The organism is Pantoea sp. LS15 (assembly GCF_012241585.1).
Lineage (GTDB): Bacteria > Pseudomonadota > Gammaproteobacteria > Enterobacterales > Enterobacteriaceae > Enterobacter.
The window spans coordinates 75,584-95,122 of sequence record NZ_JAAVXA010000016.1; the positions used below are offsets into that span (position 1 = coordinate 75,584).

The 19,539-nt window shown below is 50.3% G+C and carries 20 protein-coding genes; 17 read left to right on the top strand and 3 right to left on the bottom strand.

Annotated elements, in window-relative coordinates; genetic code table 11:
- Positions 1–322 precede the first annotated feature (322 nt).
- The 11 genes from HED65_RS19550 to HED65_RS19600 all read left to right on the top strand — a co-directional run bounded on the left by HED65_RS19550 (position 323) and on the right by HED65_RS19600 (position 9,683).
- Positions 323–829, top strand: a complete 507-nt coding sequence (locus tag HED65_RS19550) for a fimbrial protein (RefSeq protein ID WP_114979811.1) — start codon at positions 323–325, stop codon at positions 827–829.
- Between the two features lie 114 nt (positions 830–943).
- Positions 944–1,429: a fimbrial protein gene (locus HED65_RS19555; protein WP_147279809.1), complete on the top strand. Its 486-nt coding sequence runs from the start codon at positions 944–946 to the stop codon at positions 1,427–1,429.
- Positions 1,430–1,441: 12 nt separating this feature from the next.
- On the top strand, positions 1,442–3,952 hold the full coding sequence (locus HED65_RS19560; protein WP_114979813.1) for a fimbria/pilus outer membrane usher protein: 2,511 nt from the start codon (positions 1,442–1,444) through the stop codon (positions 3,950–3,952).
- Between the two features lie 13 nt (positions 3,953–3,965).
- On the top strand, positions 3,966–4,694 hold the full coding sequence (locus tag HED65_RS19565; RefSeq protein ID WP_114979814.1) for a fimbria/pilus periplasmic chaperone: 729 nt from the start codon (positions 3,966–3,968) through the stop codon (positions 4,692–4,694).
- A complete protein-coding gene (locus HED65_RS19570; protein WP_147279810.1) occupies positions 4,673–5,287 on the top strand; it encodes a fimbrial protein in 615 nt (204 codons plus the stop codon). Before HED65_RS19565 ends, HED65_RS19570 begins: the two co-directional genes overlap by 22 nt.
- Before the next feature lie 9 nt (positions 5,288–5,296).
- Positions 5,297–5,776 (top strand): fimbrial protein, encoded by a 480-nt coding sequence (locus tag HED65_RS19575; RefSeq protein WP_114979816.1) that lies wholly within the window; start codon positions 5,297–5,299, stop codon positions 5,774–5,776.
- Positions 5,773–6,255, top strand: a complete 483-nt coding sequence (locus tag HED65_RS19580; RefSeq protein WP_114979817.1) for a fimbrial protein — start codon at positions 5,773–5,775, stop codon at positions 6,253–6,255. The genes HED65_RS19575 and HED65_RS19580 overlap by 4 nt, the downstream gene beginning before the upstream one ends.
- A 2-nt stretch (positions 6,256–6,257) precedes the next feature.
- Entirely contained in the window at positions 6,258–6,782 is a 525-nt protein-coding gene (locus HED65_RS19585; RefSeq protein ID WP_114979818.1) for a fimbrial protein, read from the top strand.
- Between the two features lie 92 nt (positions 6,783–6,874).
- Complete coding sequence (locus HED65_RS19590; protein ID WP_114979819.1) at positions 6,875–7,768, top strand: hypothetical protein; 894 nt, start codon at positions 6,875–6,877, stop codon at positions 7,766–7,768.
- Positions 7,769–8,519: 751 nt separating this feature from the next.
- Entirely contained in the window at positions 8,520–9,005 is a 486-nt protein-coding gene (locus HED65_RS19595) for a hypothetical protein (protein WP_223256843.1), read from the top strand.
- A 78-nt stretch (positions 9,006–9,083) separates the two neighbouring features.
- The gene (locus HED65_RS19600) at positions 9,084–9,683 is read left to right on the top strand and encodes a hypothetical protein (protein WP_114979821.1); all 600 of its coding nucleotides are present in this window, start codon (positions 9,084–9,086) and stop codon (positions 9,681–9,683) included.
- A 44-nt stretch (positions 9,684–9,727) separates the two neighbouring features.
- Here the strand turns inward: HED65_RS19600 and HED65_RS19605 are convergent, their stop codons facing one another.
- Positions 9,728–10,411 (bottom strand): hypothetical protein, encoded by a 684-nt coding sequence (locus HED65_RS19605; protein WP_147279811.1) that lies wholly within the window; start codon positions 10,409–10,411, stop codon positions 9,728–9,730.
- Between the two features lie 304 nt (positions 10,412–10,715).
- Between HED65_RS19605 and HED65_RS19610 the strand changes: the two genes are divergently transcribed.
- On the top strand, positions 10,716–12,104 hold the full coding sequence (locus HED65_RS19610; RefSeq protein WP_114979823.1) for a lytic polysaccharide monooxygenase: 1,389 nt from the start codon (positions 10,716–10,718) through the stop codon (positions 12,102–12,104).
- 94 nt (positions 12,105–12,198) lie between these two features.
- Here the strand turns inward: HED65_RS19610 and HED65_RS19615 are convergent, their stop codons facing one another.
- Positions 12,199–12,822: a helix-turn-helix domain-containing protein gene (locus tag HED65_RS19615; RefSeq protein WP_114979824.1), complete on the bottom strand. Its 624-nt coding sequence runs from the start codon at positions 12,820–12,822 to the stop codon at positions 12,199–12,201.
- Between the two features lie 444 nt (positions 12,823–13,266).
- A complete protein-coding gene (locus HED65_RS19620; protein WP_223256844.1) occupies positions 13,267–13,914 on the bottom strand; it encodes a cytochrome b in 648 nt (215 codons plus the stop codon).
- A gap of 901 nt (positions 13,915–14,815) precedes the next feature.
- On the opposite strand from HED65_RS19620, the gene HED65_RS19625 reads away from it, so the two are divergent.
- The 5 genes from HED65_RS19625 to HED65_RS19645 are packed head-to-tail and all read left to right on the top strand — an operon-like array spanning position 14,816 to position 19,534.
- Positions 14,816–15,943 carry a polysaccharide export protein gene (locus HED65_RS19625; RefSeq protein WP_114979825.1) on the top strand — a complete coding sequence of 376 codons (1,128 nt, stop codon included), beginning with the start codon at positions 14,816–14,818 and terminating at the stop codon, positions 15,941–15,943.
- Positions 15,931–16,377, top strand: coding sequence for an arsenate reductase/protein-tyrosine-phosphatase family protein (locus HED65_RS19630; RefSeq protein ID WP_114979826.1), 447 nt, complete (start codon positions 15,931–15,933; stop codon positions 16,375–16,377). The genes HED65_RS19625 and HED65_RS19630 overlap by 13 nt, the downstream gene beginning before the upstream one ends.
- 10 nt (positions 16,378–16,387) lie before the next feature.
- Positions 16,388–18,532, top strand: coding sequence for a polysaccharide biosynthesis tyrosine autokinase (locus tag HED65_RS19635; RefSeq protein ID WP_114979827.1), 2,145 nt, complete (start codon positions 16,388–16,390; stop codon positions 18,530–18,532).
- 49 nt (positions 18,533–18,581) lie between these two features.
- Positions 18,582–19,034 carry a winged helix-turn-helix domain-containing protein gene (locus tag HED65_RS19640; RefSeq protein ID WP_114979828.1) on the top strand — a complete coding sequence of 151 codons (453 nt, stop codon included), beginning with the start codon at positions 18,582–18,584 and terminating at the stop codon, positions 19,032–19,034.
- Positions 19,031–19,534, top strand: a complete 504-nt coding sequence (locus tag HED65_RS19645; protein ID WP_114979829.1) for a type II secretion system protein N — start codon at positions 19,031–19,033, stop codon at positions 19,532–19,534. The genes HED65_RS19640 and HED65_RS19645 overlap by 4 nt, the downstream gene beginning before the upstream one ends.
- Positions 19,535–19,539: the final 5 nt, after the last annotated feature.

The following is a 19,539-nucleotide window of genomic DNA, read 5'->3' on the forward strand; positions in this document are numbered from 1 at the left end:
ACCAAAGAATTCCTGTTGGCTGGCGGGAGAGGTGGGGCCGTCTGATAGTTTACCTTTGTACTATTCACTATTCTAGTTTCAAGCGCTGGCTAACCCGGCGTGATAAAAAATATTTTTCGATAGCATATTATTAGGGTGCAGGCAGGGGCGGGCGACAATAACTTGGTTCAACTAACCCAAATGTACTGTGCAACATGCTATTGCGAAAAATACTCACATTAAATTCGATATTCAATATACGCGGCGCTTCCATTCATACGGTGAAGACTCGCATGGGAAATTTAACTTGAATGTCGGATTTGGAATAAAAATGGAGTAATCAATGCAACTGAATAAAACGCTGCTCGCAGCGATGGTTTCCCTGGGGATGGTTTCCGCGGCGCAGGCGAGCAGTGGAAAGATTGATTTTGAAGGTGAAGTGGTCGATTCGGCTTGCTCAGTTGAAGCGGGCGATCTGCTGCAGTCCATTAATTTCGGCGCGCTTTCACAGTCGTCGCTGAATGGCGGGGGCATGAGCGCACCGGAAGACATTAATATCATCCTGAAGAACTGCGACACCACGACACTGAAAAATGCCACCATCACTTTCGGTGGGGCCACTGGTCACGGCGATACCTTCGGTGTCTCCGGGGTCGATAACGTCGGCGTATTGCTGCAGCATGGCGGCACTACCATTAAGCCGGGTGAAAGTGTTGACCGTGCATTAATCCCGGGTGATAACACCCTGAGCTTCCAGGCGATGGCCATGGGTGACGCCGATGGTACACTGAAGCCGGTAGGTACGGGTAAATTCTCCGGTACCGCCGATTTCAAAATCGATTATAACTAATTTCTCGCATCTTTCGCGCTTCGATTAATGCAAGGGGCATATTGCCCCTTTAAACTAAACAATATTATGCGTACAGCGTCAATGATTGTTGGATGTATAACCGCGTGCCTGACGATGTTTTATTCTTTGGACGGCCAGTCTGCGCGAACCATTCACGGCAAAGTGCAGATGGGAGGAACGGTCGTTGAGTCAGCCTGCGCATTACACCCAGATAGCCATCAACAAGCTATATGGTTAAAAGATATTTCTATCGATCATGTTATTCGCAATGAAGGCAGTGAACTACATCCGTTTGAAATTAAGCTTGTTAACTGTAACCCTGAACGTGGCAATAAAGAAAACTGGAGTGCATTTCAGATTACCTTTGATGGTCCTCGCGACGGTGATTATTTTTTAATGCAGGGAAATGCGAAAGGGCTGGCGATAGAGATACAGGATGATCGGGGATATGTAGCCGCCCCTGGCGTACCGATGCAGCCGCATCCGGTACCCACCGGCGAGAAAACGCTTAAGTATAATTTGCGTTTGGTAGGTAACGCAGCATTGCTGCAAGTGGGTGATCATTTTTCCGTTATTAAATATAAGCTCGAGTATTATTGAGAAAATAAAGAAATGAATTTCCAGAAACTTAGTAAAGTCAGTGCCGGCATGATTGTATCTTGTCTGATCGCTGTTCCTTTTGCCCTTGCCGCTGACTTTGAGTTTAACACTGATGTTCTGGATATTCAGGATCGTGAAAATATGGATCTTAGCCAGTTTTCACGCGCCGGTTATATTATGCCGGGCGACTATATGCTGGCGATTAAAGTGAACGGCTACAGCCTGGGAGAACATACGGTGCTTTACCGTACGCTGAAAGACGCCGAGCTGCCGCAACCGTTGCTGAATGAAGATGTGGTCGCTCAGTTTGGTCTGAAACCGGCGTATCTGAAAAGACTGCACTGGCTGCCTGATGGAGGGCTGGCGTTCGACTCGCTGCCCGGCATGACGGTAAAAGCGGATCTGGGCCAGTCGGCATTGAATATTACCGTGCCGCAGATCTATCTTGAGTACGTAAGCGCCAACTGGGATCCGCCGAGCCGCTGGGACAACGGCGTGGCGGGAATGTTGTTGGACTATAGCTTGAATGCTGGCGTAACACGGGATAATCGCTACGGCGAGCGCCGATCGCTGACCGGCAGCGGCACTGCGGGCGCCAACTGGGGCGCCTGGCGCTTGCGCGCCGACTGGCAGCTGCGGGATCTACTGGCGGATAACAACAATTACCGCAGCAACGGCAAAGGGCTGTATTGGTCTCGTTATTACCTGTACCGGGCGCTGCCGGACTGGAAGGCCCGGCTGACGCTGGGTGAGGATTACCTCACATCCGATATTTTCGACACCTTCCGTTTTGCCGGTGCGAGCCTTGTGTCCGACATATCAATGCTCCCGCCTTCACTGCGGGGATACGCGCCGGAAGTGAATGGCGTGGCGGAGTCCAACGCCACGGTGGTGGTAAGCCAGCAGGGGCGGGTGCTGTATCAGACGCAGGTCGCCCCCGGCCCGTTTAGCATTCAGGACCTGGATTCGTCCGTCAGTGGCACCCTCGATGTGGAGATTCGTGAACAGGACGGTCGGGTGAACCGCTATCAGGTCTCCACCGCCTCGCTGCCTTACCTGACGCGGCCGGGTGCAGTGCGCTACAAACTTTTCACCGGCCGGCCAACCGACTGGCAACATGTGGTAGAGGGGCCGCTATTTACCGCAGCAGAGGTCTCTTGGGGGGTGACCAACGGTTGGTCGCTCTACGGCGGAGGTATCGGCGGTGACGACTATCAGTCGCTGGCGCTCGGCGTCGGCCGCGATTTATACCGCCTGGGTGCGATCTCTTCGGACATTACTGTTGCCCGCAGCCGTTTGACGGCAACTGACACGCGGCAAGGTAAATCCTGGCGCGTCAGTTACGCCAAAATGTTTGAGGAATACAACAGCCAGGTCACCTTCGCCGGCTACCGCTTTTCGGAAGAAGACTTCTATTCGATGGCGGAGTTTCTGTCGACGCGTAAGGGATACGGCAATTACAGCGGCAACAGCAAAGAACGCTATGACATTACGTTCAACCAGCGATTCGCCGATTCCGGAGTGAGCGCGTATTTAACCTATACGCATCAATCCTACTGGAATCGCCCGGCGTCGGATCGTTTTGAGCTGTCGCTCAACAGCTATTTCGATATTTTCGACGTTAAGAATATCAGCGTTTCCGGGCGCGCCTATCGCCAGAACTACTACGGGCGCAGTGACGACGGCGTCTCGCTGTCGCTGAGCCTGCCGTTGGGGAAAAACGGGACGGTTTCCTATACCGGCAACCAGAGCAAAGATTACCACACGCAGTCGCTGGGGTACTCCGGCCGTACGGAAGACAACGATTCGTATAACGTGCGCGCGACCACCGGTCGGAAGGATTCTGAACTCAGCGGGTTCTGGAACCAGAAAGGCGATCGCGGCGATCTCAGCCTGAGCGCCACCGGCAGCACTTCGTCGCGGCTGGCGGCGAACATGGGGCTGGCCGGCGGCATGACGCTCACTGCGCACGGGGCGGCGCTGCATGGGGCGGGCGGCAACGGCGGCACCCGGTTGATTGTCGATACCGACGGCGTGGCCGATGTGCCGCTCAAAGGAGCGGGCAGAAGCTCCCGCACCAACCGACAGGGAGTGGCGGTACTCACCGGTGTCAGCAGCTATAACCGCTCGCATGCCAGCGTGGCGCTCGACAAGCTGCGCGATGATATCGAGGCCGCAGACTCGGTCGCCCAATTCACGCTAACGGAGGGGGCGATCGGCTATCGACGGCTTGACGTGGTGGCGGGGCAAAAAGGGCTCGCCACGCTCCGTCTGCAGGACGGCAAAGCGCCGCCGTTTGGCGCTACGGTATTAACCCTGAAAGGGAAACAGGCCGGCATGGTCGGCGATGATGGTCTCACCTGGCTGAGCGGCATGAAAGCGGGTGAGACCCTACGGGTCCAGTGGGACGGTGCGGTGCGATGCGAGATTGCGTTGCCTGACCAGATTGCTGTGGCTGAAGAGACGGTATTGCTGCTCCCCTGTCTGGTGTCCGGAGCTGCTGTAAAGTCTGAACCCTCTTGAATTTGGATAAATTATGAAAGCTTATTTAACATTACTTCCCGTGGCGCTGGCCGCCATGACCTCGACCCTGCCGGCGATGGCTGCCGTGGCGCTGGACCGCACCCGCATCGTGGTGGATGGCGGTGCGAAAGTGACCACGCTGAATATTCGCAATGACAGTAAGGAAGCCCCTTATCTGGCCCAGGGCTGGCTGGAAAACGAGGCGGGGCAAAAGATCCAGTCGCCGCTGCTGGTGGTGCCGCCGTTGCAGCGCATGGAGCCGGATAGCCGCGGCCAGCTGAAGATCCAATCGCTGCCAGCTGCGTCTGCGTTGCCGCAAGACCGCGAGTCGTTATTTTACTTCAACCTGCGTGAAGTGCCGCCTAAAAGCGATAAACCCAATACTCTGCAGCTGGCGCTGCAAACCCGTGTGAAGGTGTTTTACCGGCCGCAGGGAGTGGCGATCCCCCCGAATGCGCCCGCCCCGCAGCTGAAAATGACGCTGAAAAAAAATGGCGACGGCTATGTGGTGATGAATCCGACGCCATACTACATCACGATTGCGGCCGTGGGCAAAAGCGCTGACCACAATGTCGATAACTTTGAGCCGGTGATGGTAGCGCCGATGAGCGAGCTGCCGCTGAAAGCGGGAGCTGCGCAGCTGGGCGGCGCTCCGGTGCTGACCTATATCAACGATTACGGCGGTCGCCCAAAGCTGAAGTTTAGCTGCAGCGGCGGGCTTTGTACGGCGAAAGAGGCGTAAATATGAAGAAGGGGCTGGGGGGTTGCGTCTGGCTGGCCGTTCTGTCGGTGGTTTCCACATTTACCGGCGCCGCTGAACACCAGGGGCAGGATATCGGCGGTACGGTAGGGCAGCTGCATGTCTCCGGCACCCTGCAAGAAATCGCCTGCCGCCTGGACATGCCGTCGCGTCGGCAGGCCGTCACGTTGCCGACTGCCAGCGCTTTTGAGTTGCTCAGAGTGGGGGAAAGAGGAGAGGCTACGCCATTTACGCTGCGCCTGACGGGGTGTTTGCGCGCCGCGGGCGTGGTGCTCAATGAGCGCAACAATACGCTGGCGTGGAGCTCGCAGCAGCCGCTGGTGATGTTGACCTTCTCTGCACCCGCAGACGCTTCCTCCCCCGGCCTGTTTCAGGTCACAGGCGCTGGCGGTATCGGGCTGCGGCTGACAGATGCGAAGGGCAATACCCTGCGTCCCGGTGAGCGCAGCGCGCCGCAGTTTTTATCACCCGGCGACAACGCGCTGCTGTTTAGCGTGGCGCCTGAGCGGACTCTCGCGCCGCTGTCGCCCGGCGGCTACCGGGCAACCCTGGATTTTCAACTTCATTATCATTAAGGATCAGACATGCGTAAGTCACTAATTTTGCTCTCATTGCTGGCCGCGCCGATGCTGACTCAGGCGGCGACGACGGTGAACGTCAGCGTTAAGGGCACTCTGCATATGCCTACCACCTGCGACCTGGGCTCTGCGGCCGTGCAAGTGGAGTTTGACGATATCCTGACGGATAAGATAAATGGCACCAACTACGTGAAACCGGTGCCGATCACCCTGACATGCAGCAACCGTAACCCGCTGCAGAGCGTTTATGTGCGGATCAATGCCCCGGCCGGCACGGCCGCCGATCGCATCCCGATCAACGGCACAGCCAAGGGGTTTGAATTGCAGTTGAAAAGAAACAATGTTAGTCAATCGCTGAATACTAATATCAAGATGGATGCTGACGGTGATCTGAAACTGACGTTGACCCCGGTGAATGTGACAGCGGTACCTTACGTCACTGGCGCGTTTACCGCAGCGGCGACGGTGGTGGTAAGCATCGTATGAAGCTGACGAGGCTGGCCTGCCTGCTGGCGGCGCTCACCGGCTGCGCCTCGGCGGCAACGGTAGTGTCCGTTGAGGGGAACTTGTTACCCCCGGCCTGCGCGGTGCATAACGGCGGCGGCGGCGACATCGACGTCGATTTTGGCGACGACATCAATATCAACCGCCTTAACGGCACAAACTATCGTCAGGTGGTGGGCTATGGGGTGACCTGCGGCGACGACGGGCAGAAATGGCCGCTGCGACTAAGGTTTGTCGGTACCGGCGCAGTTTGGGATGCGCAGGCTTTGCTCACCAGCGAGAAAAACCTCGGCATCCGCATGACGCTCAACGGCGCGCCGGTCAATTTTGGCAGCTATATTCCGGTCACAGACAGCACCAACCTGCCGGTATTAGTGGCGGTGCCTGTGGCCAATCCTGCGGACTCGCCCGATGAAGGGGTATTTACCGCAGCGGCGAACCTGCAGGCGGAGTACTACTAACGATGAAAATCACCAACTCACAGCGGCTGCTGGCAGCCGCCTTGCTGTTGACCGCCTGTGGGGCGGCGGCGGATAATATGGCGTTCAGCGGCACCTTGCGCGCCCAGGCCTGCACTTTGCACCCCGACGATGCGCTGATCAGCGTGAAATTCGATGGAGTAGGCACTCGCGATCTCTACCTCAATGGCGGAACCGACGATGAACGCTTTACCATCCGGTTGTTGAACTGCAACCGGAAAGTGGCCGGCTCGGTAGAAACCACCTTTCTCGGGCACACCAACACCAAGATCCCGGGCTCGCTTGCGCTGGATTCAGGGAGCAAGGCGGGCGGCTTCGCCATTATGTTCAAAGACGCCGCCAGGAATAGCGTAAAAATTGGCGAGCAAAGCGCCTCACCGCTGACGGAGCCTGATACCGAACTGGTGTTTTACCGCCGCCTGCAGGTGGAGCCGGATGCATTGGTGACGAAAGGCATTACGCCCGGTCACTTTACGGCGAATGCAAGTTTTGAGCTTTATTATCCGTGATGCTATAAGAAGCTAAAATCACATTTTTTTATTTATGTTCCTATGCGTATGTCATGAAAGCTATAAATTGTGAAAAGCATAGGGGAGGTTATATGCCAAGTACTGTAAATTCAATTAAGCATACGCCGTATAATATGATGAAGTGGCCTAACATATTTTCTTTGCTGTACGCTTTAATTTTATGTTACCCCTTGGATGTATATGCGGGTGTTAAAATGGATGTCGTCGCAACAGAAAGGAATAACTGGTCACCGTTGGGCCTGTCTTATTATGGTACACTCTATATTGATTTGATGGATCATCCCGTTAGGGAAAAAGACACTCCTGTCGTTAGAGACCCTCCTCTAGATAAGGCTGAAAATATAAAAATATCCGTTTTAGTCTATCACTTAAATATTCCTAATGGAAGGCATAGTGAAACGAAAATAATAAAAAATCCTTATTTAGGTGAGATAAGGAAAGCGGGTGACTATATAGATGCTGCTGGAATAGGTTTTATTATTTTCCCCAATGTATGGTTTGGAACATATCAGGATAATCGTATAGCACACGTTCATATCACAATCGAGAATGCTGATGTAAGCTATAAAAGCTATTATAGTGGTACTTTTACCTATTCTGCAGACATTCCTGATGGGCCGGATGCATGCTCTATACAGGCAATCTCTGGTGGGGACTTGGTATTTATACATGATGAGGTCATAACTCGCCCTGGTGGAGGGGGTTCTTTTCGGAGTGATAAAATTAAAATAGACTGTTTAGTTGAATCGTCACTGGAATTGTCGTTGGTAGGCAGTTCTATAAAATTATCTAACGCAGCACTGACGCATCATCTTGATATTAATCGCACGGGAGATTCATATGTTATTTTGCCAAGTGTTACTAGTACTGTTTTAGATGTGGAGTCTCTAGTTTCTTGGACCGACAGTGACTCTGCCGCAGGGGTGTTCTATGGAAGCGGGGTACTCGTTATTGCACCGTACTAATGTATTCTGTGAGTATTACAAACATCCATTGAATTGCAATGAGTTTTTGTTATTAACTCATAATGAAGGTTGTGATATGAATTAATCGTCCGATCAGAAGCTATAGAAACGCAGGTGGCAAAAAATTCTATTAGGAGGCGATAGTGATAAAGAAGACTACCTGGCGGTTGGCTATAGATGAAAAGAAAGAATATCAGTCAAACATTGAATTCCAATGTTCCGATTGCGACCGATGGTGCGCTGTGTCTTACACTGACCCCGGTGAATGTGGCTGCGGTTTATCCGTGATGTTAGTTAATGATGGTGCTATCTTGTAAAACGGACTCCGAGGGAATGTAATCATTCGGAGCGAACACCCGTAACCAGCCAATAAAACGCGATTACAATTCAGTGGTGTTATATGCCAAAAAAGGTCTGATATCAAATGCTGATGCAAAGCAGAACGCTAGGCGAAAATTTTATTCTTGGACGGTGATGAAGAAAAATACTATGTAGGCTATCGAATGCGAAAGGACAGTTGGGGATATATTTAATTCATTGTCATCGGTATAAATTCTGGCTGTCAGCAAGCATACTTTACTGAGGCGGTGTTGTAGATGTTTGGTTGATAAAAACGGCAAGATACGATGGGATGATATTTGATGTTGACGTTTTTTATTATTGGCATAATTGAATTGCGAGGTGCGATATGAGAGTGGTAGTCTACCAGGGGCAATATGGCATTTTTAGTCGGGATGGACTGGATTTATCTATGCCAGCCGTGCAAACCTGTCTGGGGTTGTATGCATTATCCCGTAGCCATAATTATATTCTGTGCGCGCATTTCGATACGTCATTAAGACTGCGGCAGAATCTTCAGGATATCAACCGGAGTCTGGAAAACTATGGCATCAGGATCTCATCCCTAAACGTGACCGTTTTTGGCGGCGACGGTAAATTAAGCCATCTGCGGTGCTCACAGCCCAGCAGATATATCGGCGAAGAAATCGTTCAGTATTTTAAGGCGCAGGGGGCTGATGCAGCGTATTCCCCTGAATACTACAGTGGGTTTATCCCGCGCACCTTTAATTTTCACTACAAACGGAAAGAGTGGATAACAGAGGGACAGAATCATCGCGATTTTATGGGAGGGAGTTCCGTCGCAGAACGTCTGGCCAGAAAAAGGATAAGGCTCAGCCCCTCTGAGTATTCCGTCTCCGATGCCAGGATGACTGATATTAGTGATTTTCATCGCTAAAATTAATATTTATTGCGAATGACATTGAATAAAATATGGATGTTATTTCCTGTCATCTACCAACAGAACAGGACGATCATGCTAACAATACAGCCTCCCTCTGATTGTGCGGAAATGCACTCTGCAAAGCAAAACTTTTATATTGAGTCTATGATTAAAAACAAAAAGACACTGGTTATAGGTTGTGGCAGAAAAATAGAAAATGGTTTTTCATCTCCCCAGTTGCCAAATCGTTACCCGTGCTCCATGAATCGCGAACATCTTAATGACGTTTTGATTGACAAGGATGAACGGTCAGAACCGGATGTGGTTATGGATTTTGGGCAGTGGGAACAGATGCGTCTGGACCTGATTGCGCCAGGACATTTTGACAGAATAGATTTTGAGTATTTGTCTATTCATCCACAGACCTTTACTGAAACGCAAATAAAAATCTGGTTAAGAGGCGCGGACAAACTATTGGCTGAATCCGGAAAAATCTGTTTTTTAAGTGGGCATATAGGTTATCTGGAAATAGTAAAAAAATATTTCTCTCAGTTAAGAAACTATAAAATGATTTGTGATGCTACCCGTTGTGAGCCATTTATTGACCATGAAGGGAATCCCCTGCGCGATCGTCAGGGTAGAATTCAAGAACATCGGTATTGCCTGGTCCAGAAAAAATGCTCATGGTTTTAGCCGCTTCAGGAGGGGGTTCTTGTTGAGCCGAAAGGAGGGTTTTATTATGGTTCCTTCTTGAACATTCTGATTTGACGCAATAACCCCCTGACGGGTTCAGTAATGAGTGGCGTTATCGATGGGCGTCCCTTTTCTTTTTCAATGTCCATGAGTTCAGCATAGCGAATCAGATCCGCCTTATTGGCCCGATCAGTATCCACACAGGTGAACACCATTCCTTGCGCTTGCCAGACAGCCCGGTAGCCGAAATGCAGTAATCCCAGAATTTCTCTTGCTATCACCACATGGCACTGCGCTTGCTCGTTCCACAGATTTTGTGGCGCCAGCGGCGACAGTAGTCTGAAATTGGCATGGCGATGAATGCCGCTAAGCAGCCAGGCATCGTTGATCGCCATATTCCATTTATCCAGGAACAGAATATTGCCTTGCGCGGCGGGGGACCATAAGCCGTCATGGCGATCAACGCCGTATTCCTCCGACAGCTCGGCTTGCAGCCAGAGGTCATCGATTCTGCCGATAAAACCGGCCCAGTGTGCATGCAGCGCTTTTTGATAGGCCACAAACACATATTCCGTTAGGTCATTAAGCTGGTTATTGCGCCTTCCCCAGAGGAAATGCCGGGCCAGGTATTTATTGACGGATTTTTGGTTTTCCCACAAAAAAGCAGACTGATGTTTATTATATCCTAGGGTGGCGAGATCTTTTCTTATCCCAATTTGACTGTACATAATTATAAAGTGAGCTTTGATCTAGGGGATATTATAGGTTGTGGTAGGAGGATATTGTACCAGAATGATTAATAAATCGCACTTTGTCAAAAATTTAACGTCTACACTAATGTCCTAAAAAAGACATTGTGCCATCTCAGAAACCAGCTAAGGTTCATCACATCCGTTGATGGATATCGACGGCATTTATTACGACGAGGCTTTATCGGGCCAATGCAGTGAAAGTATGCGGTTCATTGCCTGGTTAACATAAGTATCGGCGACGTAAAAGAACGGTGTTTTTCAACTGACTGGAGAGTGAAAGATGGCAAGTCGCGGTAAGAATATCATTAGTAGAAAAAGGAAGTTCCCTTCATTGAGCATTTTTTCCGATCTAAAACCATACCATGGTCATGTATTTTCACCGGCGTCCCGGGCTTATTTTGCTTACCTGGAAGGGAAATTGGATGACGGGGCGCTGAATCAGCGCGAATGCGGAAAATTCTTTCCACAGTTGACAGGAGGCCTGCGGGACAGTTTCGCCCCCGATGATGACGCTAACTTCAAACCACCTGCCGACGGCAAGATTGCCAGTGCGGAACAACCAACCGGACAATTTCTCGACGAACCGGGTACCCACTGGAAGAAGCATGAAGTCCGCAGCGGAGATTTGTTGGATATTAGTTGGGGATACAGCTATGCACATAAGACCCGTCGCTTTAACTATTTTATCACCAAAGCGGATTGGAACCCTGCGCAAAAGCTTTCCCGGGCCCAGTTTGAAGAAAAGCCTTTTTACGTTGATCTTTATCCCTACACGCCTCACTGGGCCTATGAAGATGAATTGATGCCCCCAAAACCAACGGAACATGCGGTGCCTTTGCCGGAACGTGAGGGATATCATGTCTTACTGGCGGTATGGGAGGTGGCGAATACGGGCAATGCGTTTTACCAGGTGATAGATCTTGACTTTATCCCCCAGGACGCGGGTGACAAGCCGACACCGCCGGCAGGTTTTGCGGCGGGGGAGATCAGGTATAACGCTGTAGAGCTGACCTGGCAGGCATCAACAGGCCCTCATCCGATTAGCTACTATGTCATCACGCGCAATGGAGAGGATGAAGTCCGTGTTTATCATCCGTATGTCTCCTGGATCGATACCGATGTCATCCCGTTGACGGAATACAGCTACTTTATTTATGCCGTTGATACAGAAGGCGGTTATTCCTCGCCCAGCCCGGCGGTGATTGTGACGACGCCGTCTGAAGACGGGGATTATACGCCACCCTCGGCACCCTCCAATTTACATTCCATGAATGTGGCCGCGACCAGCGTCACGCTGATGTGGGGCAGTTCCAGTGGGCCACGGCCTTTGGCGCGCTATGTGCTTGACAGAAATGGCGTGGAAACCGCATTGCCGGCTACCGGCACGACCCATGTTGATAAGGGTTTGACGCCTGAAACAACCTATCGCTATACCCTGTATGCGGAAGATATTGATGGACGTCGCTCGCCAGCCAGTAATGCGCACGAGGTCACGACGGCGGCATCTGGTGGAGGGGATTACCCTGCCTGGGCGCTGAAAACGTCGTATAGTGTAGGGGATAAGGTGAGCCACGTCGGCAAAAATTGGGAAGCGATTCAGTCTCATATTGCCCACGTGCCGGAGTGGGCACCCGGCATCGCTGAGACTTTGTGGAAAGAAATCGACTAATCAGATAGCGTGGATTGCTTGACATATTCTTGCCGGGTTATTGCTGTAACCCGGCTATTTTAACCGGGGACAACGGTCCCAAAGACTGCGATTTTTAAAAATCCTTCGGTAGTGGTTTGTTGAGTGAGACTAATATTCCACGCCTCATGCTGATATATTCCCCTTGTTTCAATGCCAATAATATTGCAGAGACTCTGCTTCTCGACATTCCGGTATCATCGAGGATAAATTGAATCGTGCTGATCTTCGCGCGGATGCTGTCCGGTAATTTTGCCAGTTTCTCGATGCACACTTTTGTTTTTTGATAGCTGTTTGAACTTACTAAATTATCGTTAACGATGAACAGGTGTTGTATCAGATAGATGGAGAAAAAATAGACGTCATGCCAACAGGCATGTTTGGATAGGCTATCAATAGCTTCACTCGGCTCGACGATGATCACAGTGCATTCTGTTACGGGGGAGAGAATGAGTTGGGGGGGGAACGTGTCCTGTTGATTAACCAATCCCAGAATAAAAGGAGCATGATCGGCAATTTTGATCATATGGGTGGACGTGGTTCTGATAAAAAAATAACCGGATTTCACTAGATAAACGTGTTTTTTGATGAAAATGCGAAAATCTTCCCGGATTTTAACCTCACGATGATGACAGTTTTCTAATATACATTTGTAAATTTTGTTGATGGAATCCATGGGCTTCTTGGGGACGATCGTCAAGTTGGTTCTCCTTACCGTTATCAAACACGACCCTTAAGGGAAGTATGGACCTATTTACGTTAGCTGAACGTATTAACCGCCACAGGCTGAAGGCGATAATGACTTCCTTGCAGCGTTGGCAGCTTGAGTGCAGACAGGTGGAAAGTGTGATGAACTGTGATATTTTGTCAAATGGTATTCAACAAATGTTAACGCAACCCATTAAAGTTGTTGTTGATTTTTCCGTTGGTTGGGGATGCGGAAGCCTGTCAAGCGACAGGATAGGGGGATGAGGCGTAAATGTTGGGTGGTTATCTTTTAAGATAAATTAGAATTTTATTTCTTTTTGCGTTAGCCGGCCTCTTGTAACAGAGGCTGGCCATCGACGATATTGATGTGATGCGTAGTCGCTTGAGTTGGGGCGGGATATCGCCGTCAGCCTCTTGTGCATCATGGCGGTTGGCGTTAAAACCACATGTTACGCAGAATACGGTTGCCAAGCAGCGAGTGTTTCACCACCGCCATAATATGGAGCAATACCAGACCGGCGAGTGTGGCGCAAGAAAAAATATGAAAGCTATTGAATAATTGCGTTATTTTCAGGTCATCAAAAGGTTTTGGAATAGACAAGATGTTAAACACATTGATGTCTCTTTCCATCATCAGGACTCCACTAATCAGTACCGCGGCAATGTTGAGGTACAGCAAGAGGTGGACGGCATGAGCAATGTGAGAACTTACCGTTGGCTGCTGTTTTTTTACCGGCTTACCGTGTTTGAACAGGAAGAACACTCGCAGGATGAATATCGGGATAAATACCGTAGTCAATGACACGTTAAAGAAGCCAATTCCATCTTTGATGGCCGGTGATACGGTAAATAATGCCACATAAAAACCACTGAGCGTCGCCCAGATAATGATGGCGGCGGAGATCCAATGCAGGATAATCTGTTGCCAGCTATATTTGCTATTCAAAATATTTCTACTCGGTGTGTGTTTCATTTCTATTGCAATGTACCGGTTAAACCCGAAGGACAATATAGAGGCTCTCCTGAAATGATGTAGGCGAGTTCTGGTGCGAGCTGTCTCTACGGCTGTCATTTGTGCTGCCATGCCCTACAAGCCAGAGTAATATATCGCACGCCTGAGGTATGCTCAGCTTGCTTGCCAGCTCGTGGTCGTTGTCCGCTGCTGTGCCAGACTTAGTACGTGGCGCTGTTTAAAATGGCAGGAGGCTGATGCAGTATATTCAGAAAAGAGGAGCATATTAGACTGGCCACATAGTTCTCCAGATAATGGCATCACTTAAGTTAATGATAGTCTTAATATGTTCTTGACCCGCCATCTCAAGACAGGTTTTGTCTCTAAGTTAATGTTACCCGCTGGCTACGATATTCCCTCGGTGAGAGGTATTTCAGCGCACTGTGCGGGAGGTTTTATTGTAGTGTTCGAACGCAGTAGCCAGATTTACCAGCGCTGTTCTTATGGCTAATATCTATGCTGCCATATGCTACAAGTCCTGGGGATATATCTTACATTTGTATAGTGTTCTCTTAAAAAATTCTCGACATAATAATTTTAATAAACCTTAAAATAAGAGTGCTAAGGTTGATAAGCGCGAGAGTGGTTTACGAACAACAATTTTTCAGCATTATGGTGTGGTGTTATTTAATAAAGATTGATGTTCTGAACTACAGGGTAGTCTTGTTGCATCACAGCGGGTGAAAACAGTCAGTTGTGGATATTTCTCATGTAATCTATTAGCTAAATGTTTACAGGGTAAGGGTGATGTAAATTTATCTATTTGTTTTTACATAATTTATTTTGTGGTGATAATGGGGGTTAAGATGGAATAATGAGCTTACTTGCAGTCTTTCCCCTACAGAGAAAGTCGGTCTCACTTACAGGGTGGGGGGGGGGTGATTGACAGTAAATTTATCTATATAAAATCATACTGTGTGCATCATTTTTAAGCGACTTGCGCTTAGTTGTTATTATAGTTTATGGAGTCATTATGCCAACGCCCGTTTTAATTCGCGGCTCGCTAATTGTGGTAATATTAACCGCGCTAGCCGGCTGTGCTGCGTTACCGGGGCAAAGCATCAGCGTCAAAAATAATACGCAGGATACAAAGGCACTTGAAACCCAGGTTGATATTTACCCTGTTACGCCGGCGTTAATCGAAACATTACGCCCGGCGTCCGTGCCGTCACGCAGTAACCCATTACTGGATGAACAGATCCAAAATTATCAGTACCGGATTGGTCCTGGAGATGTCCTCAATGTTACCGTCTGGTCCCACCCGGAACTGACTACCCCTGCCGGGCAGTACCGAAGTACCAGCGACTCAGGTAACTGGGTCGGAGCGGACGGCGCAATTTTTTATCCCTATATCGGTCGTTTGCACGTCGCGGGTAAAACGCTACCCGAAGTGCGAGCTGTCATTAGTACGCGGCTGGAAAGCGTGATTGAAAGCCCTCAGGTCGACGTAAGTATTGCGGCGTTTCGCTCGCAAAAAGCCTACGTGACCGGTGAGGTGGTCAACGCTGGGCAGCAGCCGATTACCAATGTCCCCTTAACGGTGATGGATGCCATCAATGCGGCGGGTGGATTAACCGCCGATGCGGAGTGGCGCAACGTGGTATTAACGCATGAGGGGGAAAAAAGCCAGATTTCGCTGCACGCCCTATTACAGCGTGGCGATCTCACCCATAACCGGCTGCTTTATCCCGGTGATATCCTTTTTGTGCCCCGTAACGATGCCCTGAAAGTGTTTGTCATGGGCGAGGTGGGTAAGCAAAGCACACTCAAAATGGACCGCAGCGGTATGACTCTGACCGAAGCTATCGGCAATGCGGAAGGTATCCGTCAGGATATGGCCGATGCCAGCGGAATTTTTGTGATTCGCGCCCACAAGAATAAAGACAATGGAAAAATCGCAAGCATCTATCAGCTGAATGCACAGGATGCGACGGCCATGATGCTGGGGACAGAATTTTGGCTTGAACCTCACGACATCGTCTGGGTCACCACCGCGCCTGTGACGCGCTGGAACCGGGTGATCTCCCAGCTGTTGCCGAGCGTCATTGGCCTGCGTGACCTGATGGAGGCGTCCCGAAATATTCGGACGTGGCCAAACTGATGGTGAATTCCGTGTTAGTTGTCTGCACCGGTAACGTCTGCCGTTCTCCTGTGGGCGAACGCCTTCTTCGTCAGACATGCCCGACGTTAACCGTGGATTCTGCAGGGACGATGGCCATGAGCGGGCATTGCGCCGATCCTACCGCGTATGCTGTTGCCGCCAGAAATGGGCTCTGCCTGGCCGGGCATGTGGCACAGCAACTGACACCGGATTTGGTGCGCCGCTACGACCTTCTGCTGGTGATGGAGCTGGAACACATCAGACAGGTGATGGCGCTTGCCCCGTGGGCGCGGGGAAAAACGTTGCTGTTTGGCCTGTGGAATGGGCAGACCGTAATCCCCGACCCCTGGCGACAGAGTCAGACCGTGTTTAACGACGTTTTTAACCAGCTAGAACGCGCCAGCCAGCAATGGGCTGCCCGTCTTGGCAAATAAAGGAGTCTCAATGTCAACTCACGAACTCCCGGCTTCATCTCCCCGTAGTGAGGGTGAGATCGATCTCTTTCGTCTGCTGGGCATTGTGCTTGAGCGTTGGAAGCTTATCGCGGGCATGACGGTTATATTCAGCCTGCTGGCGTTGGTCTGGACACTGATGACCACGCCAGTGTACAGAGCCGATACGCTCATTCAGGTCGAGAAAAAACAGGGAAATATGCTGTCTGGCACCCTCAGTTCCTTTATGCCGGAGCTCAATACCAGCACTGCGCCGGAAATAGAGCTGCTCCAGTCACGGATGTTGCTGGGGGAAACGGTCAGAGATCTGAAGCTCAACATCGTGTCAGAACCTCGCTTATTGCCAATTGTCGGCAAGGCATGGGCGCGCCTGAGCGACGCGGCTCCCTCCACGCTGGTTGTGGACAGGTTGCATATTCCTGACGGAAAACCCATTACGCTGACGGTTGAAGATAAATCCCACTATCGCCTGATGCATGAAGGAACCTTACTGGAAGGGGAGGTGGGGCAGCCGCTGGAGAAAGCAGGCTTTACCCTCCTGATCAGCGCCATTGACGCAAAACCGGGAACACGCTTCACCGTAACGCAACTGTCCGAGCAGGACGCGGTTCGTGCATTACAAAAACGGATCGTCGTCAGTGAGAAAGGCAAAGACAGCGGCATGCTTAGTGTCAGCATCACCGGGAGTGATCCTGCTCAGCTGATCACGATCCTCGATCGGCTTGCTGAAAATTATAAAAGGCAGAACGTGGCGCGTCAGACGGAGCAGGAAGCCAGAAGTCTCAGCTTTTTACAACAACTGCTTACCGAGGTACGTTCCCGGCTGAACGATGCTGAAGAAAAGATGAATGCCTATCGCCAACAGAGTGATTCGGTTGATCTCAATCTGGAGGCCAAAGCCGTTCTGGAACAGATAGTCAACGTAGACAGTCAGTTGAATGCCCTGACTTTCCAGGAGGCTGAAATCTCCCAGCTGTATAAAAAAGGACATCCGTCCTATCGGGCTCTGGAGGATAAACGCCGTACTCTGGAGAAGGAGAAGACACGACTGGGGCAGCGTATTTCGGATATGCCTTCTGTTCAGCAAGAGGTGCTGCGCTTAAGCCGTGAGGTGGAGTCAGGGCAGGCGGTTTATCTCCAACTGCTGAGTCGTCAGCAGGAACTCAGTATCAGCCGCTCGGGGATCACCGGCAATGTCCGCATCATTGATACTGCGAACATTCACCCCGACCCGATCAAACCCAAAAAGGTACTGATCATTTTCCTCGGCAGTCTGTCTGGATTATTGCTCTCCGCGGGGGGGGTGCTGGTACTGAATACCCTCCGCCAGCGTGTGGAGACGCCGGAACAGCTTGAAGCAGCGCAACTGCACGTCTGCGCCACGGTGCCGCACTCAGCATGGCTACTCAAAGTAACACGCCATACGCAGGGACAAACTGCCGGCGTTACGCCGCTGCTGGCCCAGGAAAACCCTAATGACCTGACCGTGGAAGCGATTCGTAGCCTGCGTACCAGCCTGCATTTCGACATGCTGGAACAAGAGCAAAACGTGCTGGTGGTGACGGGAACGACGCCGGACTGCGGAAAGACGTTTGTCAGCAGTACCTTGGCCACCGTGATGGCGCAAAGCGGTCAGCGTGTTCTGTTTATTGATGCTGACATGCGCCGGGGAGATGCCCACCGTGTATTTGGTCTGGAGCAGCGGGAAGGGCTGTCATCATTCCTGTCAGGAGAGAAAACGATCCCTTGCGTACTTCGCACTTTCGACAAGACGGAACTGGATGTGATCACCTGTGGTGCGTATTTACAGGACCCGACTACGCTGTTGATGGGCGCGCGTTTTAAGACGCTGCTTGAGTGGGCCAGACAAAAATACGATGTGGTGATCGTGGATACGCCGCCGGCTCTGGCCGTAATTGATGCCGCAATCATCGGTCGGATGACGCCATTAACGCTGGTGGTGACGCGAGCGGGGCTGAACAGCGTTAAAGAAACGACCCTGTGTGTGAACAAACTCGAACAGGAGGGGATATCCGTCAAAGGTGTGGTATTGAATGGCGTTGTACCAGGCGCGTTATCCTATTTTCGCGATGGTTACCGCTGCGAGGGGTATCGTTATACCTCCCCGGCTAATTAATGTATTACTGTTTTCTGTTCAAGAAAACATAAAGAATTCGGAGATAATAATGGTTGATGTTAAAAACAATCATGCTTTGTTCTCATCAGATAAGGTACATTTTGGTTCACTATTTTTTATTGAGTGCGAATTGAATCAGATGGTTATCCCATCGACATCGAAAGTGATTTCATTGAGTGAAGCACAGAAAAGATTATTGTTGTGTCTGAAAAACAAAATGGAGCGTAAGCTGGATATTATCCGGGTTGTCTGGGATGATCCTTATGTCCGTACACGTGATAATAATTATCACCAGCTCGTTTATCAATTGCGTAAGCTTTTTCAGCAAAATGGCCTGCCTGATAATATTATTTTGACATTGCCTGGCTACGGCCTGCGTATAAATAATTCAGCGCTTTGCAACCAGCTCGCTCAATCAGAAGGGGGTAAAGGGTCTTCTGAGGCGCAAAATCAGCGAATCTCGCTGCTTGAACGATTCCTGACGATAACGCGTTTGTCATGATGTTTTCGTTACGTTTTTTTCATGAAATACGCGAGGATTACAGAAGCTTCATCCCGTCGTTGCTGTGGTTCGTCACAGGAGGAGGGCTGCTGTTTACTCTGGGAAACATTTCACTATTGATGCTGGCGGAACCCGTAAGTGCAAGGCTGCCGCCTCTCAGTGACGCTTATCCAGTTCAATATGAAATGCCTGCTCTCAGTCTTTTTCAGGAGGCTGGTGCATGGAGTCGTTTTCATATTGATGCTATCGCACTGAGTTCACCTGAAATTAAAGATGCGCCCGCCAGTGCGCTGAAGCTAAAAGTAACAGGCATACTTTATCATCACGATGCTAAAAAAAGTGTGGCTATCGTTGAGAGTAATAAACAACAAACCATGCTACAGGCGGGTGATCCACTTCCTGGCACAGATGCTGAAATTGCACTTGTATTGAACGATAGAATTATAATTGCACACCAGGGGAAGTATGAATCCATCGCTATAGAGCGGGATATACACTAATTTAT